Source organism: Clostridia bacterium (genome assembly GCA_035561135.1).
In the GTDB taxonomy this organism is placed as follows: domain Bacteria; phylum Acidobacteriota; class Terriglobia; order Terriglobales; family Acidobacteriaceae; genus DATMYA01.
Genome location: DATMYA010000008.1, coordinates 315,503 through 332,808, shown reverse-complemented (window position 1 = coordinate 332,808; position 17,306 = coordinate 315,503). Strand labels below are relative to the sequence as shown.

Annotated in this window: 14 protein-coding genes; 11 read left to right on the top strand and 3 right to left on the bottom strand. The window is 57.8% G+C overall.

What is annotated here, in order from left to right:
* The first annotated feature begins 1 nt into the window (after position 1).
* From ftsA to VN622_01625, 4 genes are all read left to right on the top strand, one after another.
* On the top strand, positions 2-1,228 hold the full coding sequence (ftsA, locus tag VN622_01640) for a cell division protein FtsA (protein HWR34556.1): 1,227 nt from the start codon (positions 2-4) through the stop codon (positions 1,226-1,228).
* Positions 1,229-1,313: 85 nt separating this feature from the next.
* Positions 1,314-2,621 (top strand): cell division protein FtsZ, encoded by a 1,308-nt coding sequence (gene ftsZ / locus VN622_01635; GenBank protein HWR34555.1) that lies wholly within the window; start codon positions 1,314-1,316, stop codon positions 2,619-2,621.
* A gap of 771 nt (positions 2,622-3,392) precedes the next feature.
* The gene (locus VN622_01630; GenBank protein HWR34554.1) at positions 3,393-4,739 is read left to right on the top strand and encodes a penicillin-binding transpeptidase domain-containing protein; all 1,347 of its coding nucleotides are present in this window, start codon (positions 3,393-3,395) and stop codon (positions 4,737-4,739) included.
* Between the two features lie 125 nt (positions 4,740-4,864).
* Entirely contained in the window at positions 4,865-5,002 is a 138-nt protein-coding gene (locus VN622_01625; GenBank protein ID HWR34553.1) for a hypothetical protein, read from the top strand.
* Positions 5,003-5,122: 120 nt separating this feature from the next.
* Here the strand turns inward: VN622_01625 and VN622_01620 are convergent, their stop codons facing one another.
* The 3 genes from VN622_01620 to VN622_01610 all read right to left on the bottom strand — a co-directional run bounded on the left by VN622_01620 (position 5,123) and on the right by VN622_01610 (position 8,118).
* The gene (locus VN622_01620) at positions 5,123-5,716 is read right to left on the bottom strand and encodes a hypothetical protein (GenBank protein HWR34552.1); all 594 of its coding nucleotides are present in this window, start codon (positions 5,714-5,716) and stop codon (positions 5,123-5,125) included.
* A gap of 151 nt (positions 5,717-5,867) precedes the next feature.
* The gene (locus tag VN622_01615) at positions 5,868-6,611 is read right to left on the bottom strand and encodes an ABC transporter ATP-binding protein (protein HWR34551.1); all 744 of its coding nucleotides are present in this window, start codon (positions 6,609-6,611) and stop codon (positions 5,868-5,870) included.
* Between the two features lie 121 nt (positions 6,612-6,732).
* Positions 6,733-8,118, bottom strand: coding sequence for an efflux RND transporter periplasmic adaptor subunit (locus VN622_01610; protein HWR34550.1), 1,386 nt, complete (start codon positions 8,116-8,118; stop codon positions 6,733-6,735).
* A gap of 396 nt (positions 8,119-8,514) precedes the next feature.
* Between VN622_01610 and VN622_01605 the strand changes: the two genes are divergently transcribed.
* The 7 genes from VN622_01605 to gcvPB all read left to right on the top strand — a co-directional run bounded on the left by VN622_01605 (position 8,515) and on the right by gcvPB (position 17,279).
* Positions 8,515-10,233, top strand: a complete 1,719-nt coding sequence (locus VN622_01605) for a GWxTD domain-containing protein (GenBank protein HWR34549.1) — start codon at positions 8,515-8,517, stop codon at positions 10,231-10,233.
* A 126-nt stretch (positions 10,234-10,359) separates the two neighbouring features.
* Positions 10,360-12,054, top strand: a complete 1,695-nt coding sequence (locus VN622_01600; protein ID HWR34548.1) for a carboxypeptidase-like regulatory domain-containing protein — start codon at positions 10,360-10,362, stop codon at positions 12,052-12,054.
* Positions 12,055-12,242: 188 nt separating this feature from the next.
* Positions 12,243-12,485 carry a hypothetical protein gene (locus VN622_01595; GenBank protein ID HWR34547.1) on the top strand — a complete coding sequence of 81 codons (243 nt, stop codon included), beginning with the start codon at positions 12,243-12,245 and terminating at the stop codon, positions 12,483-12,485.
* Between the two features lie 189 nt (positions 12,486-12,674).
* The gene (gcvT, locus tag VN622_01590) at positions 12,675-13,817 is read left to right on the top strand and encodes a glycine cleavage system aminomethyltransferase GcvT (protein ID HWR34546.1); all 1,143 of its coding nucleotides are present in this window, start codon (positions 12,675-12,677) and stop codon (positions 13,815-13,817) included.
* A gap of 110 nt (positions 13,818-13,927) precedes the next feature.
* Positions 13,928-14,311: a glycine cleavage system protein GcvH gene (gene gcvH, locus VN622_01585; protein ID HWR34545.1), complete on the top strand. Its 384-nt coding sequence runs from the start codon at positions 13,928-13,930 to the stop codon at positions 14,309-14,311.
* Between the two features lie 112 nt (positions 14,312-14,423).
* Positions 14,424-15,746 carry an aminomethyl-transferring glycine dehydrogenase subunit GcvPA gene (gene gcvPA, locus VN622_01580; GenBank protein ID HWR34544.1) on the top strand — a complete coding sequence of 441 codons (1,323 nt, stop codon included), beginning with the start codon at positions 14,424-14,426 and terminating at the stop codon, positions 15,744-15,746.
* Entirely contained in the window at positions 15,747-17,279 is a 1,533-nt protein-coding gene (gene gcvPB / locus VN622_01575) for an aminomethyl-transferring glycine dehydrogenase subunit GcvPB (protein HWR34543.1), read from the top strand.
* Positions 17,280-17,306 lie beyond the last annotated feature (27 nt).

Below are 17,306 nucleotides of genomic sequence, written 5' to 3'. Positions count from 1 at the left end.
CATGGGAAACCAGCAAGAAAATATGTTGACGGTGATCGATGTCGGCAGCGCGAAGACTTGCGCGCTTGCCGCCGAAGTAACGGACACGGGACTACGCTACCGCGGCCACGGCGTGTGCGAGTCGCGCGGTTCGCGCAAAGGCGTGATCGTCGATCTGGAGAAAGCGGTACTCTCCATCCAGAAGGCCATGGAAGATGCCGAGACCACGGCCGAGGCTCCGCTGGAGTCGGCTGTCGTAGGTGTCTCCGGCAGTCACGTGCGTGGCGTGAACAGTCAGGGCGGCATCACGCTCGGCTCGCGCCCGCGCGAGATTTCGCGCGAGGACATTCGGCTTGCCGTGGAGAAGGCGCGCAACATCGCTCTGCCGGCGGACAGGGAAGTGCTGCACCTGCTTCCCCAGGAATTCATTCTCGACGAGCAATCCGGCATACGCGATCCCGCGGGCATGATGGGTAAGCAACTCGAAGTCCGCGTACACGTAGTGACGGCCTCGGCCAGCGCCACGCAGAATGTAGTAACCGCACTGAACCGCGCCGGCATGCATGTGAACGATACGGTGTTCGAGGCTCTGGCCTGTGCCGACGCTATCCTCCGCAGCGATGAGCGCGACCTCGGCGTATGTCTCATCGACATCGGCGCGGGATCAACCGACATTATCGTTTTCATCGAGGGCGTAGTGGCGCACACCGCCGTAGTGCCCATCGGCGGCGACCACTTCACCAACGATGTAGCTGTCGGCCTGCGGACGCCGTTGGCCGACGCGGAGAAGATCAAGCGGCAATTCGGCTACGCCGTCGTCACCAGCATTCCCGAAGCGAATGAGATAGAGGTGCCGTCCGTGGGCGATCGGCCGTCGCGCCTCATGCAACAACGCCTGCTCGGAGAAATACTGGAACCACGCGCGCGCGAGTTGTTCGAGATGGTGCGCGACAATCTGCGGCAGACCGGCGTCATGGATCTGCTCGGGGCGGGAACCGTTCTCACCGGTGGCGGCGCGCGCCTTCACGGAATGCTCGATATTGCGGAAGACGTCTTCCGCCGCCCGTCGCGCCTCGGGTCGCCTCAGGCAATCGCGAAGCTGCCGTCGTTTCTCGCTGAGCCGGAATTCTCGGTTCTCATCGGACTGATGTTCTACGCGCATCGCGCGCGTACCACCAAAAGCAACCAGGACCAGGGCATTGGCGCGAAGCTGAAATCGCTGTTCGCGCGCTCAACCTTCGGGCTGTAACGAGTTCATTCGCGCGCGTGAGATTGCGGGGACGTTGCACTCTAAATTTAACGAAACAAAGAACAGCGACAAATCTGGGGTATCAATGACCGACGCGACGAAAGACATCCGAATCCAGTTCAACGAAGACCCGCACAACCAGGCAAAGATTAAAGTTATAGGCGTCGGCGGTGGCGGCGGAAACGCCATCAACCGCATGATCGACGCCCGAGTCGAGGGCGTAGAGTTCGTCGTTGCCAACACCGACTTGCAGGCGTTGCAACTCTCGCGGGCGCCAGTGAAGATCCAGTTAGGCGTTAAGCTCACGAACGGCCTAGGAGCGGGCGCCAATCCTGAGATTGGCCGCAAGGGCGCGCTGGAAGATGCGGACAAGATCATCGAAGCGCTCGAAGGCGCGGACATGGTCTTCGTAACGACAGGTCTCGGCGGAGGGACCGGCACCGGCGCGGCTCCGATCATCGCATCTCTCGCGAGCGAGATGGGCGCTCTCACCGTCGCCGTCGTGACCAAGCCGTTCGCATTCGAAGGCAAGCGCCGCATGAGTCAGGCAGAACGCGGACTTGCCGAGCTGATCGACTCCGTCGATACAGTCATTGTGATCCCGAACGAGAAGCTGCTCGCGGTCGCGCAGGACACCGGGTTCTTCGAATCCTTCCGCATCGCCGACGACATTCTGCGACAGGGCGTACAGGGCATTTCGGATATCATCACCATCCCCGGCATCATCAACCGCGACTTCGCCGACGTGAAGGCCATCATGGCCGGCATGGGCTACGCCGTCATGGGTACGGCTACGGCGAAAGGCGAGCGTCGCACCATGGACGCCGCGCAGCGCGCGATTGCATCGCCGCTGCTCGAAGCCGGAGCGATTGACGGAGCGCGCGGCATCCTCATCAACATCACCGGATCAAGTTCGCTGAAGCTGGCGGAGGTGAATGAGGCTTCGACCATCATCCAGTCGGCTGCGCATGAAGACGCGAACATCATCTTCGGCGCAGTGTTAGACGAGAAGATGAAGGACGAAGTCAAGATCACCGTCATTGCAACGGGCTTCAGGACTGACCAGCCGCAGCGCCGCGAGCACGCTGTTTCATCGGCAGCGGCTGCCATCCAGAATCAGCGCACGGCAGCTGCGTACAGACCCGCGCCACGCATCTCTCCTCGCGCGGAAGTGGCTGCTGAAATTGGCACGCGCGAGCAGGTAGAGGTGGTCGAGGAGGCAGAGTTTGTCGAGCCCGCACCGGCACTCGCATTCCAATCAACGCCCCAGGCAGCGCCGCAACGCGAGAACATCGCGCTCGACGCAGTGAAGGACAAAGTGAAGGGAAGTTACGAGGATGACGACCTCGATGTCCCGGCATTCATCCGCAAACAGCGCAACGAGAATCGTTAACCTGCGAGTCTTAAACCGGGAAACTCACAATGAAGGGAGCCTTTGCGCTCCCTTTCCGTTGCTGAGTAATGACATAGGAAGACGCTGACAAACTTGTCTTAAAACTCTAGGTCATCCGGAGGTCGTGCCCGCTTTTGGTGCGGCCAAAGGATCTGCTTTGTTCCAGCAGCGGTATAAAGCAGATACCTTCGCCTCGGTCACGATAACTCCCTCGGGATCACTCCTTTTTTCCCGTTCAGGATCACTCCTCTGTTTCCCGCGCCCACGAGGTAGTCTCTGGAGGGGCTGCGGCACCTTTTTTTTGGGGGCTCGCTTTGAATCGACGAGCCAGATCGCGCAGAGCAGGGGCGAGCCGGAAGAGAACAAGAAGTATCAGTTCAGCCCCGGAAACCTCGTTTTGGCTTCGTTTTCCGCTTGAAAACTCGATTTCCACAACCAGAACGCCATTGGAATCGACTTAGTTACTCTGCCCGAATCGCTGCCAACGGATCGAAACATCCGTGCGCGCCATCGGGTAAGGCACCTAGTTCATTGGTTAAACTCACTGACTTTCGAACTAATCCTTTCGTACCGCAACTCTGCCGTAAGTCTCTGCATCAGTACAGGATGCAAGCGTTTCACAAATGGGTTCACCGGTGAAATTTAGAGTTGTAATAGAAAGCGGAACTCTCGTACTATCGCGAATAGTTACCGGACGGAAAACTCCTGATGTGCAACCTCGAACAGGTCGTATCCGCAGGCAAACATATGGTTTAGAAGGCTAAGGTATCAATGTCGTTCAAAGGCTCCGCCTTCCGAAAAGTCGCAAGGGGCTCCGTTGTGAGTGACTTTCTCGCTTCGCTGCCGAAACTCACAATAGTGTCCAAATCCGCGCTTGCCGTATTCCTGGTCTTGATTTTGACAGCAAGCTCGTTCGCGGCAACGGTTTCACCGCGGCGCTACAGCAGCAGCAACAAAAAGGTTTCTGAAAACCCTAAGGCACAGAAGCGTATCAGCCGCTTGAAGCACAGCCGCCCAGTTGCCAGCAAGACGGTTGCCCGCAGCAAGAAATCATCGAAAAAAGCATCCGCGCGAAAGTCTTCAGTCCGAAAGAGAGCAAGCAAGCGGCGTTATTACGAGCGCTTCTCCGCAAGTTCCTTCGTTAATGACGATCAGACCTCGGGCGACATTACTGCCGGTGAAGATCCGGTCGTGCGCCAAGCCGCAATCGATGCGCTTGGAAACATGAACGGCACCATCGTTGCTATCGACCCCGACAGCGGCCGCGTGCTTACGATGGTGAACCAGAAGCTGGCGCTCTCCGAAGGCGCGCAGCCGTGCTCGACCATCAAGGTCGCCGTCGCACTTGCAGCACTGAGTGAAGGCATCGTCAAGAGCGACACGAAGGTATCGCTCGGCCGCACTTGGAAGATGAATCTGACGCAGGCTCTCGCGCATTCCAACAACGCTTATTTCGAGGCGTTGGGACGTCGCATGGGATTTGAGAAGGTTCGCCATTACGCGAATCAATACGGCCTGGGCGAGATGGCCGGATGGAACATCGAGGGCGAGCACCTCGGAACTTATCCGAACGAAGTTTTGGCCGCGAAGCTCGGCGGCGTTGGCAAGATGTGTTCTTTCGGCGAGAGCGTTTCCATGACGCCTTTGCAGCTTGGCGCGCTGGTCGCATCGATCGCGAACGGCGGCACGCTCTATTACATGCAGCATCCGACATCGCCGGACGAGATTGCTAACTTCCAGCCGAAGGTAAAGCGTTATCTCGACATCGCTCCGCTGATTCCCGAAGTCATGCCGGGCATGGCTGGCGCCGTAAACTACGGTACAGCTCGCAGCCTGCGCGGTAACTTCAGCGAAGAAGAAGTGCTTGGCAAGACCGGAACATGTTCCAAGGATGGCACGCGCTTCGGTTGGTTCGCGTCTTACGCCAACACGCAGTATGGCCGCGTCGTGACCGTCGTGTTCCTGCGTGGAGGCCGTCCGACGTTCGGGCCCAAAGCCGCTGAGGTCGCCGGTCGCATGTACCGCACCTTGTACGATCACAGCTTCTTCGCAGGCAAGTCTCCGGTTACGCCGGTACGCGACACCGCAGGTTCGAGCGCCGTCGGCGCACGCCAGTAAATAACAGACTACGAAAAGAAATGGCCTCCCGTCACACAGGGAGGCCCTTTTTCTTCGTAATGGGCAACAAGCGCCAGAGTGGGTGAATCAATCAGAGATGGATCGTTCCGCCGCAAGGAGAGAGAATGATGTTCTTGCTAGCTACGCTGCTTCCACTCGCGGCCATGTTCGTTAACAGGAGCGCCACATGGATCATGCTGGTAATCGCCGTGATCCTGGTGCTGCTTATATTACGCCGCCGCAGTGCCCGTCGCCGCGCGTAGAGTAAACGTGTCATTGCGCAATTCGCGAATCTGAGCGCGCACAAGTCCTGCATCGCGTCGTGAGTGGGGACCTTACGAGTGCGATGATATCGCAAAACTGGACTGTCCACTCGTAGAAGACTACTTGGGTGCGGCTGTTGCGGGTGCGGTTGCTGCGCCCGGGCCGTGTGCCGGTGCTGTCTGATCCATGGCGGCGATAGCCCGCTCGAGTTGGGCCTTGTGCAAAGTCGACGGCTGGGCCTTCACCAGTTCGGCCTTAAGCCAGGACAAGGCCGCTCCTTTGGAGACGTAAGGCGTCGATGGCATTTCGGTGATGACCAGGTCACCATCTACGTCCTCTACGTGAAAGATTGCGCTCGGTGTTGCTCTCAGCGGAGTAAATCCGAATCCCACCTCGTAACGGCCGATCACGCTGTAAGTGACTGCAACGTCCTTGGAGACCGCTGCTGGCGGTGCAAACGTGTAGCGCGACACGATCATCACCGCGCTGAATTCAGGATTCCGCATATCTCGGGTCAGCGGTCGCATTTTGGCCCAGCCATTTTCCGACAGGCGCAAGCCTTCGAAATCCGAGCGACAATACGCTCCGACGACCTGGCGCTGTCCTGCGGCCAGTTCGGACGCCGTACGAGTCTTAAGGCGATAAGCAGCTTGAGCAAACAGCAGGGAAGATAATAAAAAAATAATGAAGCAAAGCAAGAACCCGCGACGCATGAACGCACTCCCAGTGGCCCGTCTGCGGCGACTTTGAATGTGGCTTCGCGCGCGAGCAACTCTGTTCAGCGTACACGGTTCCGCGAAAAACAAAAAGCGCCTGACTCGTCGGCCAGGCGCTGTTTTTTGTACATGACCCTTCGTTCAGCTGCTATCCGCGCGCAGTCTTTTCATCACCCGCAATGGTGCCGTCTTTGATGTGGATGACGCGATGCGCGTATTCCGCAATATCGTGTTCATGGGTGACGAGCACGATGGTATTGCCCTGTGCGTGCAGGTTGTCCATCAGAGCCATTATTTCGTTGCCGGTCTGCGAGTCGAGGTTTCCGGTCGGCTCATCGGCGAGGATGATGGCGGGTCTGTTCACCAGCGCTCGCGCGATCGCGACGCGCTGCCGTTGACCGCCGGAGAGCTCATTCGGCTTGTGATTCATACGCGATTCCATGCCGACGGCGATCAGCGACTGGCGTGCGCGCTCAATACGTTCCTCGGCAGGCATGCCCGCGTAAATGAGAGGAAGCTCCACGTTGTGCAGTGCTGAAGCGCGAGCGAGCAGGTTGAACGTTTGGAAGACGAAGCCGATCTCCTTGTTGCGGATGCGCGCCAACTCGTCGTCGTCGAGTTCGCTGACAAGCTGATTGTTCAGCCAGTAGCGTCCGCGCGAAGGCGTATCGAGGCATCCGATCAAGTTCATCAGCGTGGATTTGCCCGAACCCGACGGGCCCATGATGGCGACGTATTCATTGCGATTGATCGCCAGGTTCACACCGCGAAGGGCGTGTACCTGTTGCTCGGAACCCATGTCGTACGTCTTCCAAAGGTCCTGCGTGCAGATCATGCACGAAGCCGGTGGAGTCGAGTATTCCTGGGAAACGCTGGCTACTTCGGTCGCCATCCTCTTGTTCTCCTCGTTCATCGCCTTGCACGTCAATTCAGCACTACTAACTGGCCCGTCGAACTCTTTTTTCGGGCCTTGCAGCCGAATCGCGGGAGCCCCGCGACCTGCCTATATCCTGCTACGACTGTTCTTCTTCGGCCTTCTTCGGAGCCGCGTTGTCGATCTTTACGCTTGCCTTGTTGCGCAGGGTACGCAGGACCTTGTAGCTGCCGGTTACGACCTCGTCCCCTTCGTTAAGCCCCTTCGTGACTTCGATGTCGGTCGTGCCGGTCACGCCGGTTTCAACAGGAACGAATTCCGCCTTCTTGTCACGAATAACGAAGACGCCCTGGATCTCTTCCTTCGCGGCCTTCACCTGCTCGGGAGCGGCGGCTTGCACCGTGCCCTTCGCCTTGCTGTCCTTCGGTTCCAGATCACCCTTCTGGCGTATCGTCAATGCCTGGATTGGAATGGCGAGCGTGTTCTGTCGAGTCGCGGTTATCACCTTCGCCGTTGCCGAGAGACCTGGGCGAAGATTCTCCGGCGGATCCTGCAACGTGATGACGACCTTGAAATCCTTGGCTTCCTGGCTGCCGCCGGTTGTCTGGGCGGTGGAGAGGCCCGTAGAGCGGAGCACTGCGTTGTTACCGATCTCCGTCACAACGCCCTTGAACTTCTTCTTTGGGATCGCGTCGATGGAAACTTCCGCCAACTGGCCCAGCTTTACGTTGACGATGTCCGTCTCGTCTACCTTTACTTCAGCCGTGATCACCGACATATCGGCGATGGTCATGAGCGTGGAACCCGGCGAGTTCTGGATTCCGACGACAACGGTTTCCCCCTGGCGAACGGGCAGGTTCGTCACCACGCCGTCGAACGGCGCGCGATATTCCGTCTTGCTCAGCACGTCGCTGGCGCGGCGCAGCGTTGCCTGCGTCTGCCGGATGCGGCCCTCTGCGGAGTCCGCCTGCGCCTTGTTCTGGGCGATGCGCGCCTGTGCCTGTTCCAAACCCGCGGTCGCGGAATCGAAGGCGGCCTTGCGCGTGTCGTATTCCGATTTCGGAATCAGTTGCGATTTGTAGAGTTCGGTTGCGCGCTGGAAGTCCAGCCGCTTCTGTTCTTCGTCGGCCCTGGCACGATTCAGATCGGCCTGGGATGTCTTTAGACCGGCTTGCGCTGCGACGAAATCCGTACGGCTCGCCTCCAGAGAGGCGGCTGTCGCCTGTACGTCGGCGGCGGGTTGCACGTTCTCAAGTTGTGCCAGCAGATCGCCGCGTTTGACCTTGTCGCCCTCTTTTACGTGCAGTTTGGTAATTCTGCCAAACGCATTCGCGCCGACATTGGCGTAAGTTTTCGGCTTGATCTCGCCCGACGCGGTAACCTGCGCGTTGATATCCGCCTTCACGACTTTGCCGGTTTGCACCTGCACTACGCCTTTGCGGCTCTGTTGCACGGTGAAACCGACAATCGCCAGCACTACGAGGACAACGCCAATAGAAATTGTTACTTTCTTCCAGGTTTTCATCGATCCTCAATCGGGGGAATGAAGACGAATGGATTGCGCTACACCGCCCGTCATCTCACCCGTAATACGGAATCAGACGGCGGAAAGTTTCATTGGAAAGCAGGGTTAAGGATCTTTCTAATTACCAGTCGCGCTTGTGGCTGCGGTGAAAGCGCCTAACACTGTTTCCTGGTTCCCCCGGGTAGTCTCAATTATACCGTTTCGGGTATTCTGATACGTGTGCCGTCGCGCAACTTTGCCCTCCGGGCAGGGTTGCAGCCAGAGAGAAAGCGTCTTCAATCAACACTCTGATTCTAAAGGTAAAGTTCTCATTCATTGATTGCTGCGTCTTGCTTTGCGCCGGTCAAAAACTTACAATCACACAAGGCCCAAGTGTATCCGAGGAGCACATTCTTCATGCAGTTTCCTTATTCTCGTTTATTGATCGCCGCCGTATTAGCTGGCAGTCTCGTCGCCCCTGCCGCTGTTATGGCGCAAGACTCCAAGGCCTCGTCAACGAAGGACTCCGCACCGGCACAGTCCTCGCAGGACCAGTCGCAAGCCGATCCGCTGAAGCGTCCGTTGACGGACCGGCAGCGTAAAGAGAACGAGAAGGCACTGAGGAAAGAAATCGGCAAGGTTTACACGAAGTGGGTGAACGAGGATGTCCGCTGGATTATCACCGGCGAAGAGCTACAGGCATTTAAGCAGCTTTCGAACGACGAAGAGCGCGACCAGTTCATCGAGCAGTTCTGGCTTCGCCGCGATCCCACGCCTGACACCGTGGAGAACGAGTACAAGGAAGAACACTATCGCCGCATCGCTTACGCCAACGAACGCTTCGCCGCCGGAATCCAGGGATGGCGAACCGATCGTGGTCGCATTTACGTTGTCTATGGCGCTGCTGATGAAATCGAGTCACATCCGAGCGGCGGTATGTATCACCGCAATATAGACGAGGGCGGCGGCACGACTTCTACTTTTCCCTTCGAGCGCTGGCGCTACCGGTACATCGAGGGCATTGGCAACGAGATCATTCTTGAGTTCGTTGATCAGTGCATGTGCAACGAATATCGCCTGACGATGGATCCTTCGGAGAAGGATGCGCTGCTGACCACGCCTGGCGCTGGCCTCACGCAAGCCGAAGAAATGGGTCTTTCCACGAAGGCAGACCGTATGTTGGGCGGACGATACGGGTACAGTCCATTTGGCGACAACAACGCCAGCAAAGCGCTCAGCAACCTTGAACTGATGGCGAAGATCAACACAGCTCCGCCTATTAAATTCAAGGATCTTCAGGAGGTCGTGGATCACAAGATTCGCATGAACCTTCTGCCGTTCGACGTCCGCGCCGACTTTGTGCGTGTCACGGGCGACTCCGTGCTCGTCCCGGTCACCATCCAGGTGAAGAACAAAGACATCACTTTCGTAAACAAGGAAGGCGTGCAGCGTGGCGTCGTCAACGTGTTTGGCCGCGTGACGACCCTGACGGGCCGAGTCGCACAGACCTTTGAAGACACGGTGAAAGCGGACTTCGCGGAGGATCTGTTCACGAAGGCCGTCAACAACATGTCTATCTACTGGAAAGCGCTGCCGCTTCGGCCCGGGCGTTATCGCCTCGATATCGTTCTGAAAGACGTTAACGGGGATCGTGTAGGTACCTGGAGCAAGGGAATCCTGGTTCCCGAGTACTCGGAAGACAAGCTGGCCAGCTCTACCCTTATTCTTGCCGACCTCATGGAAAAGGTCCCGGCCAAGAACGTAGGCGCGGGCAATTTCGTGATCGGAACCACGAAGGTCCGGCCCCGTGTAGAGTCTGCTGATGGAAAGCCAGCAAGCTTTAAGAACGGCCAGCGACTGAATTTCTGGATGCAGGTTTACAACTTAACGATGGACGAGAAGACCAAAAAGCCATCTGCCACCATCGAATACGATATCGTCAACGCACAAACAAATAAGTCGGTGATGAAGTCCGTGGAAAATTCGGACCAGCTCGCAAACCCTGGCGAGCAGCTGACCATCGAAAAGAGTATGGCGCTGAATCTCGATCCAGGACTTTACCGCTTGACCGTTAAAGTGGACGATCACGTTTCGAAGCAGACGATTTCGCCGTCCGCTCGCTTCACGGTAGAGTAGGCGGACGGAATTCGCGATAGAGTATTCGGACGGAGAGGGAATCTGTTCTCAACCGCGTCTGCGGTTGGATCATGCGACCCGTCGAACCGCAATGGTTTGGACGGGTGTTTGACAAAGGGGGTTGTGATGACCCGTAAGCTCGGTATGCTCGCAGTTGTGTTGACGCTGACTCTCTCTGCGTCTGCTGGCGTGGACCCGGGCACGATTTCGGGACATGTCAGGAACTCCAGGGGTGTGCCGCAAATGGGTGCCGCCGTACAGTTTCTGACGGCAGTCGCATCTCAGCCACAAACCGTGTACACCGACGCGCGCGGTTTCTTCACCGCGGCCGGATTGCTGCCAGGCAGCTATAGCGTCAAGGTAACCGCTCCGTCATTTCTGCCATCGTTGCGGGAGCATATCTCCGTGCAGCCTGGCGCCAGCGTACTGGTCAACGTCACACTGAATACGCTTTTCGAAGCCATTAACCTTGTGCCGCGCCGCGCAGACTCCGGACGGGACGAGGAGGACTGGAAATGGACGCTACGTTCAATGTCGAATCGGCCCATTCTTCGACTGAATGGCGATGGTCCGCTCGTGGTTGTATCTCACTCTAACGATGCGAAAGACGGAGTTCTTAAAGCACAAGTCGCCTTCATGGCCGGCTCCGATGGCGAAGGCTTCGGTGGTGGCTCCGACGTAAGCACCTCATTCAATGTGGAACAGTCGCTGTTCAGTGCGGGAACCCTTTCGCTGAACGGAAATGTCGGCTATGGCTCAACTTCGCCCGCGACAGCCGTGCGCGCAACGTATTCGCACACGATGCCTGACGGTTCCAAGCCTGAGATGTCGTTGACGGCGCGCCGATTCGCCACTCCGGAACTGGCCGCGCACCATGCAGCGCTTCAGGCGCTTGCGCTTTCGATGTCCGACACAACCACCATCGGCGAATCCCTGGAGCTGAACTATGGCGGTGAGATGCAAACCGTCCAATTCAGGGGAAGGGCTACGGCGTTCCGGCCATTCGGTTCGGCCGACCTGCATCTCGGACGCAACACGGTTCTCGAGTATCGCTACTCAAGTTCGATTCCGAATACGCGTCATGCCAAAGGCTTCGATACGGCGCCGGCCGATCTCACCGAGTCCGGACCTCGTGTCTCGATGGTAGCCTTCTCGCCGAAAATTGAGCGCGCGCGTCATCACGAGATTTCGGTTTCGCAGCGTCGTGGCAACAACAACTTCCAGGCCGCGTACTTCCGCGATCGCCTGCGCAACGCTGCGCTCGTCGGCGTGGGAGAGGACGGGGTCGAAAGTGGCGACATCCTGCCGGATGTCTACTCCGGCACTTTCACGTACAATGGTGGCGACCTCGAAACCCAGGGCCTTCGTCTCGTGTACCAACGCCGCCTGACCGGCGATTTATACGCGACTGTTGATTACGCCTTTGGTGGCGTTCTGACCGCGACCCCTGGAGACTGGGACGCTGTTCGAAGTTCATTGCGCAACGTGCGGCGTCACGCTGTGGCGACGAAGGTTGCGGGTACCTTGCCGGGCTCGAAGACGCGCTGGATTGCGTCCTATCGCTGGATGAGCGGCGACGACGCACTCACTCCGGTGGACATGTTCAACGTTTCGGCGGGGCAGAGCGATCCGTTCCTGAACATCTTCGTTCGCCAGCCGCTACCTTCGCGGAGATTTATCCCTGCCGGCATGGAAGCGCTGATCGATGTACGCAACCTGCTGGCGCAGGGCTATATGCCCGTTGTCGGCAGTGACGGAAGCACCGTGTATTTGGTCCAGTCGGCGCGCTCCATTCGCGGCGGATTGGCGTTCATCTTCTAATTTGTGGTTTGCATCTGCTAAGAACACGAAAGCCCCGAAACCGGGGCTTTTGCATTTGGTCGCCAGCGCGACCAGGTCCATCCATGACACAACTTCCATAACACAGGAGTCTTAACAGTGATAGGCAACGGTTGTACTTAAGTCTGGGCCTGGAAGTCGCACGATTCGCGACATTCGAGGCAGTAGTATTGACCATCCTGTACCAGGCGAACTTGGTGGAAGCCCTGGCACAAGCAGCAGTATTTATCGCAGTCACATTTCTCTTCTTCCAGATCGCAAACCATGCAGCGGAACGCTTCAGCCATGCGCGCAATTTAACGCGTTCCGGCGGTGGTGAAAAGAAGAAAGAAAAGCTGCACACGAAAAACATCTGTGCGATCTGCCGCGTATTTACAAATTCAGAAAAACCACTTCTACCAAGAACCCGCTAGACCCGACCCGCTACCCACGCCAGCAACATTGCCGATTATGCTCATGGGCAGGATTGAGATTTCGTGAATTCGGTGCCTTCGCTTGCGGCAGGCAGGCGTTGACCCACGCAAAATCAGCGTGTTAACGTACAAGGTTCTGCCATCTCATTACGTCCCGACTTGCAGGCTGTCGAGCAGAGGAAGACGCCATTGTCCGCTAGTGTTGAGGCTTCAGAGGTACGCAAAACCGCATTGAACAAGGTCCATCGCGAGATGGGCGCCAAGATGGTCGATTTCAACGGCTGGGACATGCCTGTCGAGTATCCTGGCTCGGGCGGACTCATCGCCGAACATCTAGCTGTGCGCAACTCCGTGGGCCTCTTCGATGTCAGCCATATGGGTGACATCCGCTTACATGGCCCGCAGGCGCTCGCAGCCGTGCAGCACATGACGATGAACGACGCCGCGAAGCTCTCCATTGGGCAGGCGCAATACTCGGCGCTGCTCTATCCGCAAGGGACCTTTGTAGACGACGTCATCGTCCATCGGCTAGGCGAGAATGATTACCTTCTTGTAATCAACGCCGGCACTCGTGAGAAGGATTTCAACTGGGTTCGCGGTAGCGCAGAAGGCTTCGACTGCGAGGTTGAGGATCTCAGCGACAACTACACCCAGATCGCCGTCCAGGGTCCGAACGGATGGAAGACACTGCAGAAACTCACGGACGTTGATCTGACGCAGGTGAAATTCTACTGGTTCACGCACGGCACGGTTTGCGGACTTCCGAACACCCTGATCGCCCGTACTGGCTACACGGCCGAAGATGGTTTTGAAATCTACGTCCCGGCCGACGAGGCTACGAGCGCGCGCGTGTGGAAAGCTTTGATGGATGCCGGGAAAGAATTCGGCATCGTCGCCTGCGGGCTCGGGTCGCGCAACACTCTGCGGCTGGAGGGCAAGCTGCCGCTATACGGCCACGAGATTTCCGACAGCATCACTGCCTGGGAAGCCGGACTCGACCGCTTCATCAAGATGGACAAGGGCGACTTCACCGGACGTGCCGCACTCGAAAAGCAGAAAGCGGAAGGTATCAAGCGAACGCTCGTGGGTCTGGAACCAATTGAGCGCGGCATTCCACGCGACGGCTACAAGGTGTTCAACCTCGACGGAAACGAAATAGGTTTTGTTGCCAGCGGCTCTTACGGGCCGTTCCTCAGAAAGAACATCGCACTCGCGTACGTTCCCATCGAACAGTCGCAGATCGGCAACGAAGTTGCCGTTGAGATTCGCGCTAACCGCGTAAAGTGCAAGATCATCCCGGTACCCTTCTATAAGCGTCCGAAGAAAGCTTAACGCTGTAAGCACAGTCGAGTTTTATTGCTTCACATTTATTGCTACACATTTCCATGCGCGCAAGCGCAAGCAACGCCATCAAACGCCGCGCGACGGCAGGAGAGCAAAGCATGGCCTATCCGGCAGATTTCAAGTACACCAAAGAGCACGAGTGGCTCAAGATTGAGGGAAATACCGGCACGATTGGAATTACCGATCATGCGCAGAATTCCCTCGGCGACATCGTCTTCGTCGAACTTCCAAAGGTCGGCGCGGAACTCGCTTCCGGCAAGAGCTTCGGTACTGTCGAGTCAGTCAAGGCCGTCAGCGAACTCTACGCGCCCGTTAGCGGCACGGTTGCCGAAGTGAATGAGGCGCTCGGCACTGCGCCTGAAAAGGTGAACACCGATCCGCACTCGGCCTGGTTGATCAAGATCACGCTGAAGGATGCCTCGGAAGTCAACGGCCTGCTTTCGGCCGCCGATTACGAAAAGTTTATTGCTGAAGAGCAGTAGGCTTTGCCACCTTCTTCGCTCTCTCGTGGCGACACTTTGACCGCCGGTCAAACGATTCACGATGGCGTCACCGTTCCAAGCGGTGACGCCACCGAGTGAGAAAATGATCTCAATGCGCTACCTTCCAAACTCCCAAGCGGACCGCGAGCTTATGCTGCGCGAGATCGGCGTCAAATCTGTTGACGACCTCTTCGCGCCAATCCCTCCCGAATATTGCCTCAACCGAAACCTCAACATTCCCTTGCAATGGTCGGAAGCTGAGGTTTACGACTGGTTCCGAGCGCGCTCGGCCGAGAACGGCACCGAGTACTCGATGTTCCTCGGCGCCGGCGCTTACAATCATTACCGCCCGGTTGTCATCGACTCTCTCATCTCGCGCGGAGAGTTCTTTACTGCCTACACGCCCTACCAGCCCGAGATTGCGCAGGGCACTCTGCAATCCATCTTCGAATTCCAGACGATGATCTGCGAGCTGACCGGCATGGAAGTTGCTAACGCCTCCATGTACGACGGCTCTACCGGAGCCGCGGAGGCCGTGATGATGGCCGTGCGCCTGACGGGCCGCAATTCGGCGATCGTCGCGCGTAGCGTGCATCCCGAATATCGCGAGGTCATTCGCACCTACGCCAAGCATCAGGGCATGCCGATTTCGGAAGCGGCCTTCGCCGGCAACGGACGCGTTGATCTCGCCGCGCTCGACCGCGCGATTACCGATGACACGGCCTGCGTGCTGATCCAGTCGCCTAACTTCTTTGGCACCATCGAAGACGTGGCCGCGCTCGCCGACCTGGTCCACAAACGCGGCGCGCTCCTGGTCGTTTCCATCGCGGAAGCGGTTTCGCTCGGCATCGTGCGTCCGCCCGTAGAGGCCGACATTGTCAGCATGGAAGCGCAGTCGTTCGGCATCCCACTTAGCTATGGCGGCCCTTACGCTGGAGTGATTGCAACGAAAGAAAAGTTTGTGCGCCAGGTTCCCGGACGCCTTGTTGGAGAAACGCGTGACCGCAATGGCAAGCGCGGGTTCGTGCTAACGCTCTCCACTCGCGAGCAGCACATCCGTCGCGAGAAGGCCACGTCGAACATCTGCACCAACCAGGCGCTGATCGCGCTGATGGCAAACATCTTCATGACGGTGTACGGACGCGAGGGTCTGAAAGACCTTGCGAAGCAGAACCTGGCTAAGACCGCCTATGCGGTTGAGCAGTTTGGGAAGAAGGCCAAGGTGCTCTTCTCTGGCGCACCACGCTTCAACGAGTTCGTTGTGCAGACCTCGGAGGAGTCCTACGCCATCTCGCATCGTCTTGCCGACAAGAAGATCATCGGCGGCTTCCCGCTCATCAAGTTTTATCCGGAGCTCGGAAACGCTTCTGTCTGGTGCTGCACGGAACTTAATACGCGCGAACAGATCGATATCGCAGCCGGAGAGGTGAAATAGATGGCCGACACGAAATGCACACCGACCGTGGCTGCTCCGGGCGCAAAGGCGACAACCCACATCAGCCAGAACGAGGGACTCATCTTTGAGCTGTCGTCGCGTGGCAAGAAGGGATACCGCCTGCCGCCGCTCGATGTTCCTGAAGTGGACGAGAAGAAACTGCTGGGCAAGAGCGCTCGCGAGGATTTGGGCAACATGCCCGAGGTGAGCGAGATCGAGATCGTGCGCCACTTCACGCGCATCTCGACCTGGAACTACGCCGTCGATCACGGCATGTATCCGCTCGGCTCGTGCACGATGAAGTACAATCCGCGCATCAACGAGGTCGTGGCGCGACTGGATGGCCTTGCCGCTGCACATCCTTACCAGTCAGAAAAGATTTCGCAGGGCGCGTTGAAGGTGCTGAAGACGCTCTCCGACTACCTGGTCGAGATTTGCGGCATGGATGCCATCACACTGCAGCCTGCTGCGGGAGCGCACGGCGAGCTGACTGGAATCCTACTCATTCGCGCATACATGGAATCGAAGGGGAACCCGCGCAAGAAGATTCTCATCCCCGACTCCGCGCATGGCACCAATCCCGCGACTGCCGCCATGTGCGGCTACACGGTCGAGAACCTCAAGTCGGACTCTCGCGGCATGGTGGATCTTGCCGCGCTTGAGGCGCAGATGAATGAGGATGTCGCCGGCCTCATGCTCACGAATCCGAACACGCTTGGTGTGTTCGATCAGCAGATCGCGCGCATTGCCAAAATCCTGCACGCCAAGGGTGGCCTGCTCTACATGGATGGCGCCAACATGAACGCTCTGGTCGGCAAAACGCGCCCAGGCGACTTCGGCGTGGACGTCATGCACTTAAATCTGCACAAGACTTTCTCGACGCCCCACGGCGGCGGCGGTCCCGGTTCCGGTCCCGTCGTCTGCAAAAGGATTCTCGAGCCGTTTCTTCCGGTGCCCGTCATTATCGAACGCCCGGACGGAACGCTCGGTCTTGAATACAATCGCCCCGAGTCGATCGGCCGCGTGCGCATGTTCTACGGCAACTTTGGAATGCATGTTCGCGCGCTGGCCTACATCATGGCGAACGGCGCGGATGGCCTTCGCCAGACCACCGAAGATGCCGTGCTTAACGCCAACTACATCCGTAAAAAGCTGGAAGGTGTATTCGATCTGCCGTACTCGACGCCATCGATGCACGAGGTCGTATTCAGCGATCGTTTGCAGACCGGCAAGGGCATCAAGACCGGCGATATCGCTAAGCGCCTGATCGACTACGGATTCCATCCCTACACGGTTTCATTCCCTCTTATCGTTCACGGCGCGCTCATGATTGAGCCCACCGAAAGCGAATCGCTGGAGGAGATGAACCAGTTCATCGACGCCATGAAGCAGATTGCGCGCGAAGCCGAGGAGAACCCGGACGTCATCCTCACGGCTCCGCACACGACGCGCATCTCGCGCCTCGACGAAGTCTCGGCCGCCCGCAAGCCGATCCTTCGCTGGAAGCCGCAGGCACAAACGGCCGCGGAGTAATTCAACTCGCAAATACAAAAGGGCGCG

What these genes read in the sequence shown, in the direction of transcription:
- ftsA (HWR34556.1), top strand. Translation starts at nt 2, where the DNA reads ATGGGAAACCAGCAAGAAAATATGTTGACGGTGATCGATGTCGGCAGC.
- ftsZ (HWR34555.1), top strand. Translation starts at nt 1,314, where the DNA reads ATGACCGACGCGACGAAAGACATCCGAATCCAGTTCAACGAAGACCCG.
- VN622_01630 (HWR34554.1), top strand. Translation starts at nt 3,393, where the DNA reads ATGTCGTTCAAAGGCTCCGCCTTCCGAAAAGTCGCAAGGGGCTCCGTT.
- VN622_01625 (HWR34553.1), top strand. Translation starts at nt 4,865, where the DNA reads ATGATGTTCTTGCTAGCTACGCTGCTTCCACTCGCGGCCATGTTCGTT.
- VN622_01620 (HWR34552.1), bottom strand. Translation starts at nt 5,716, where the DNA reads ATGCGTCGCGGGTTCTTGCTTTGCTTCATTATTTTTTTATTATCTTCC.
- VN622_01615 (HWR34551.1), bottom strand. Translation starts at nt 6,611, where the DNA reads ATGGCGACCGAAGTAGCCAGCGTTTCCCAGGAATACTCGACTCCACCG.
- VN622_01610 (HWR34550.1), bottom strand. Translation starts at nt 8,118, where the DNA reads ATGAAAACCTGGAAGAAAGTAACAATTTCTATTGGCGTTGTCCTCGTA.
- VN622_01605 (HWR34549.1), top strand. Translation starts at nt 8,515, where the DNA reads ATGCAGTTTCCTTATTCTCGTTTATTGATCGCCGCCGTATTAGCTGGC.
- VN622_01600 (HWR34548.1), top strand. Translation starts at nt 10,360, where the DNA reads ATGACCCGTAAGCTCGGTATGCTCGCAGTTGTGTTGACGCTGACTCTC.
- gcvH (HWR34545.1), top strand. Translation starts at nt 13,928, where the DNA reads ATGGCCTATCCGGCAGATTTCAAGTACACCAAAGAGCACGAGTGGCTC.
- gcvPA (HWR34544.1), top strand. Translation starts at nt 14,424, where the DNA reads ATGCGCTACCTTCCAAACTCCCAAGCGGACCGCGAGCTTATGCTGCGC.
- gcvPB (HWR34543.1), top strand. Translation starts at nt 15,747, where the DNA reads ATGGCCGACACGAAATGCACACCGACCGTGGCTGCTCCGGGCGCAAAG.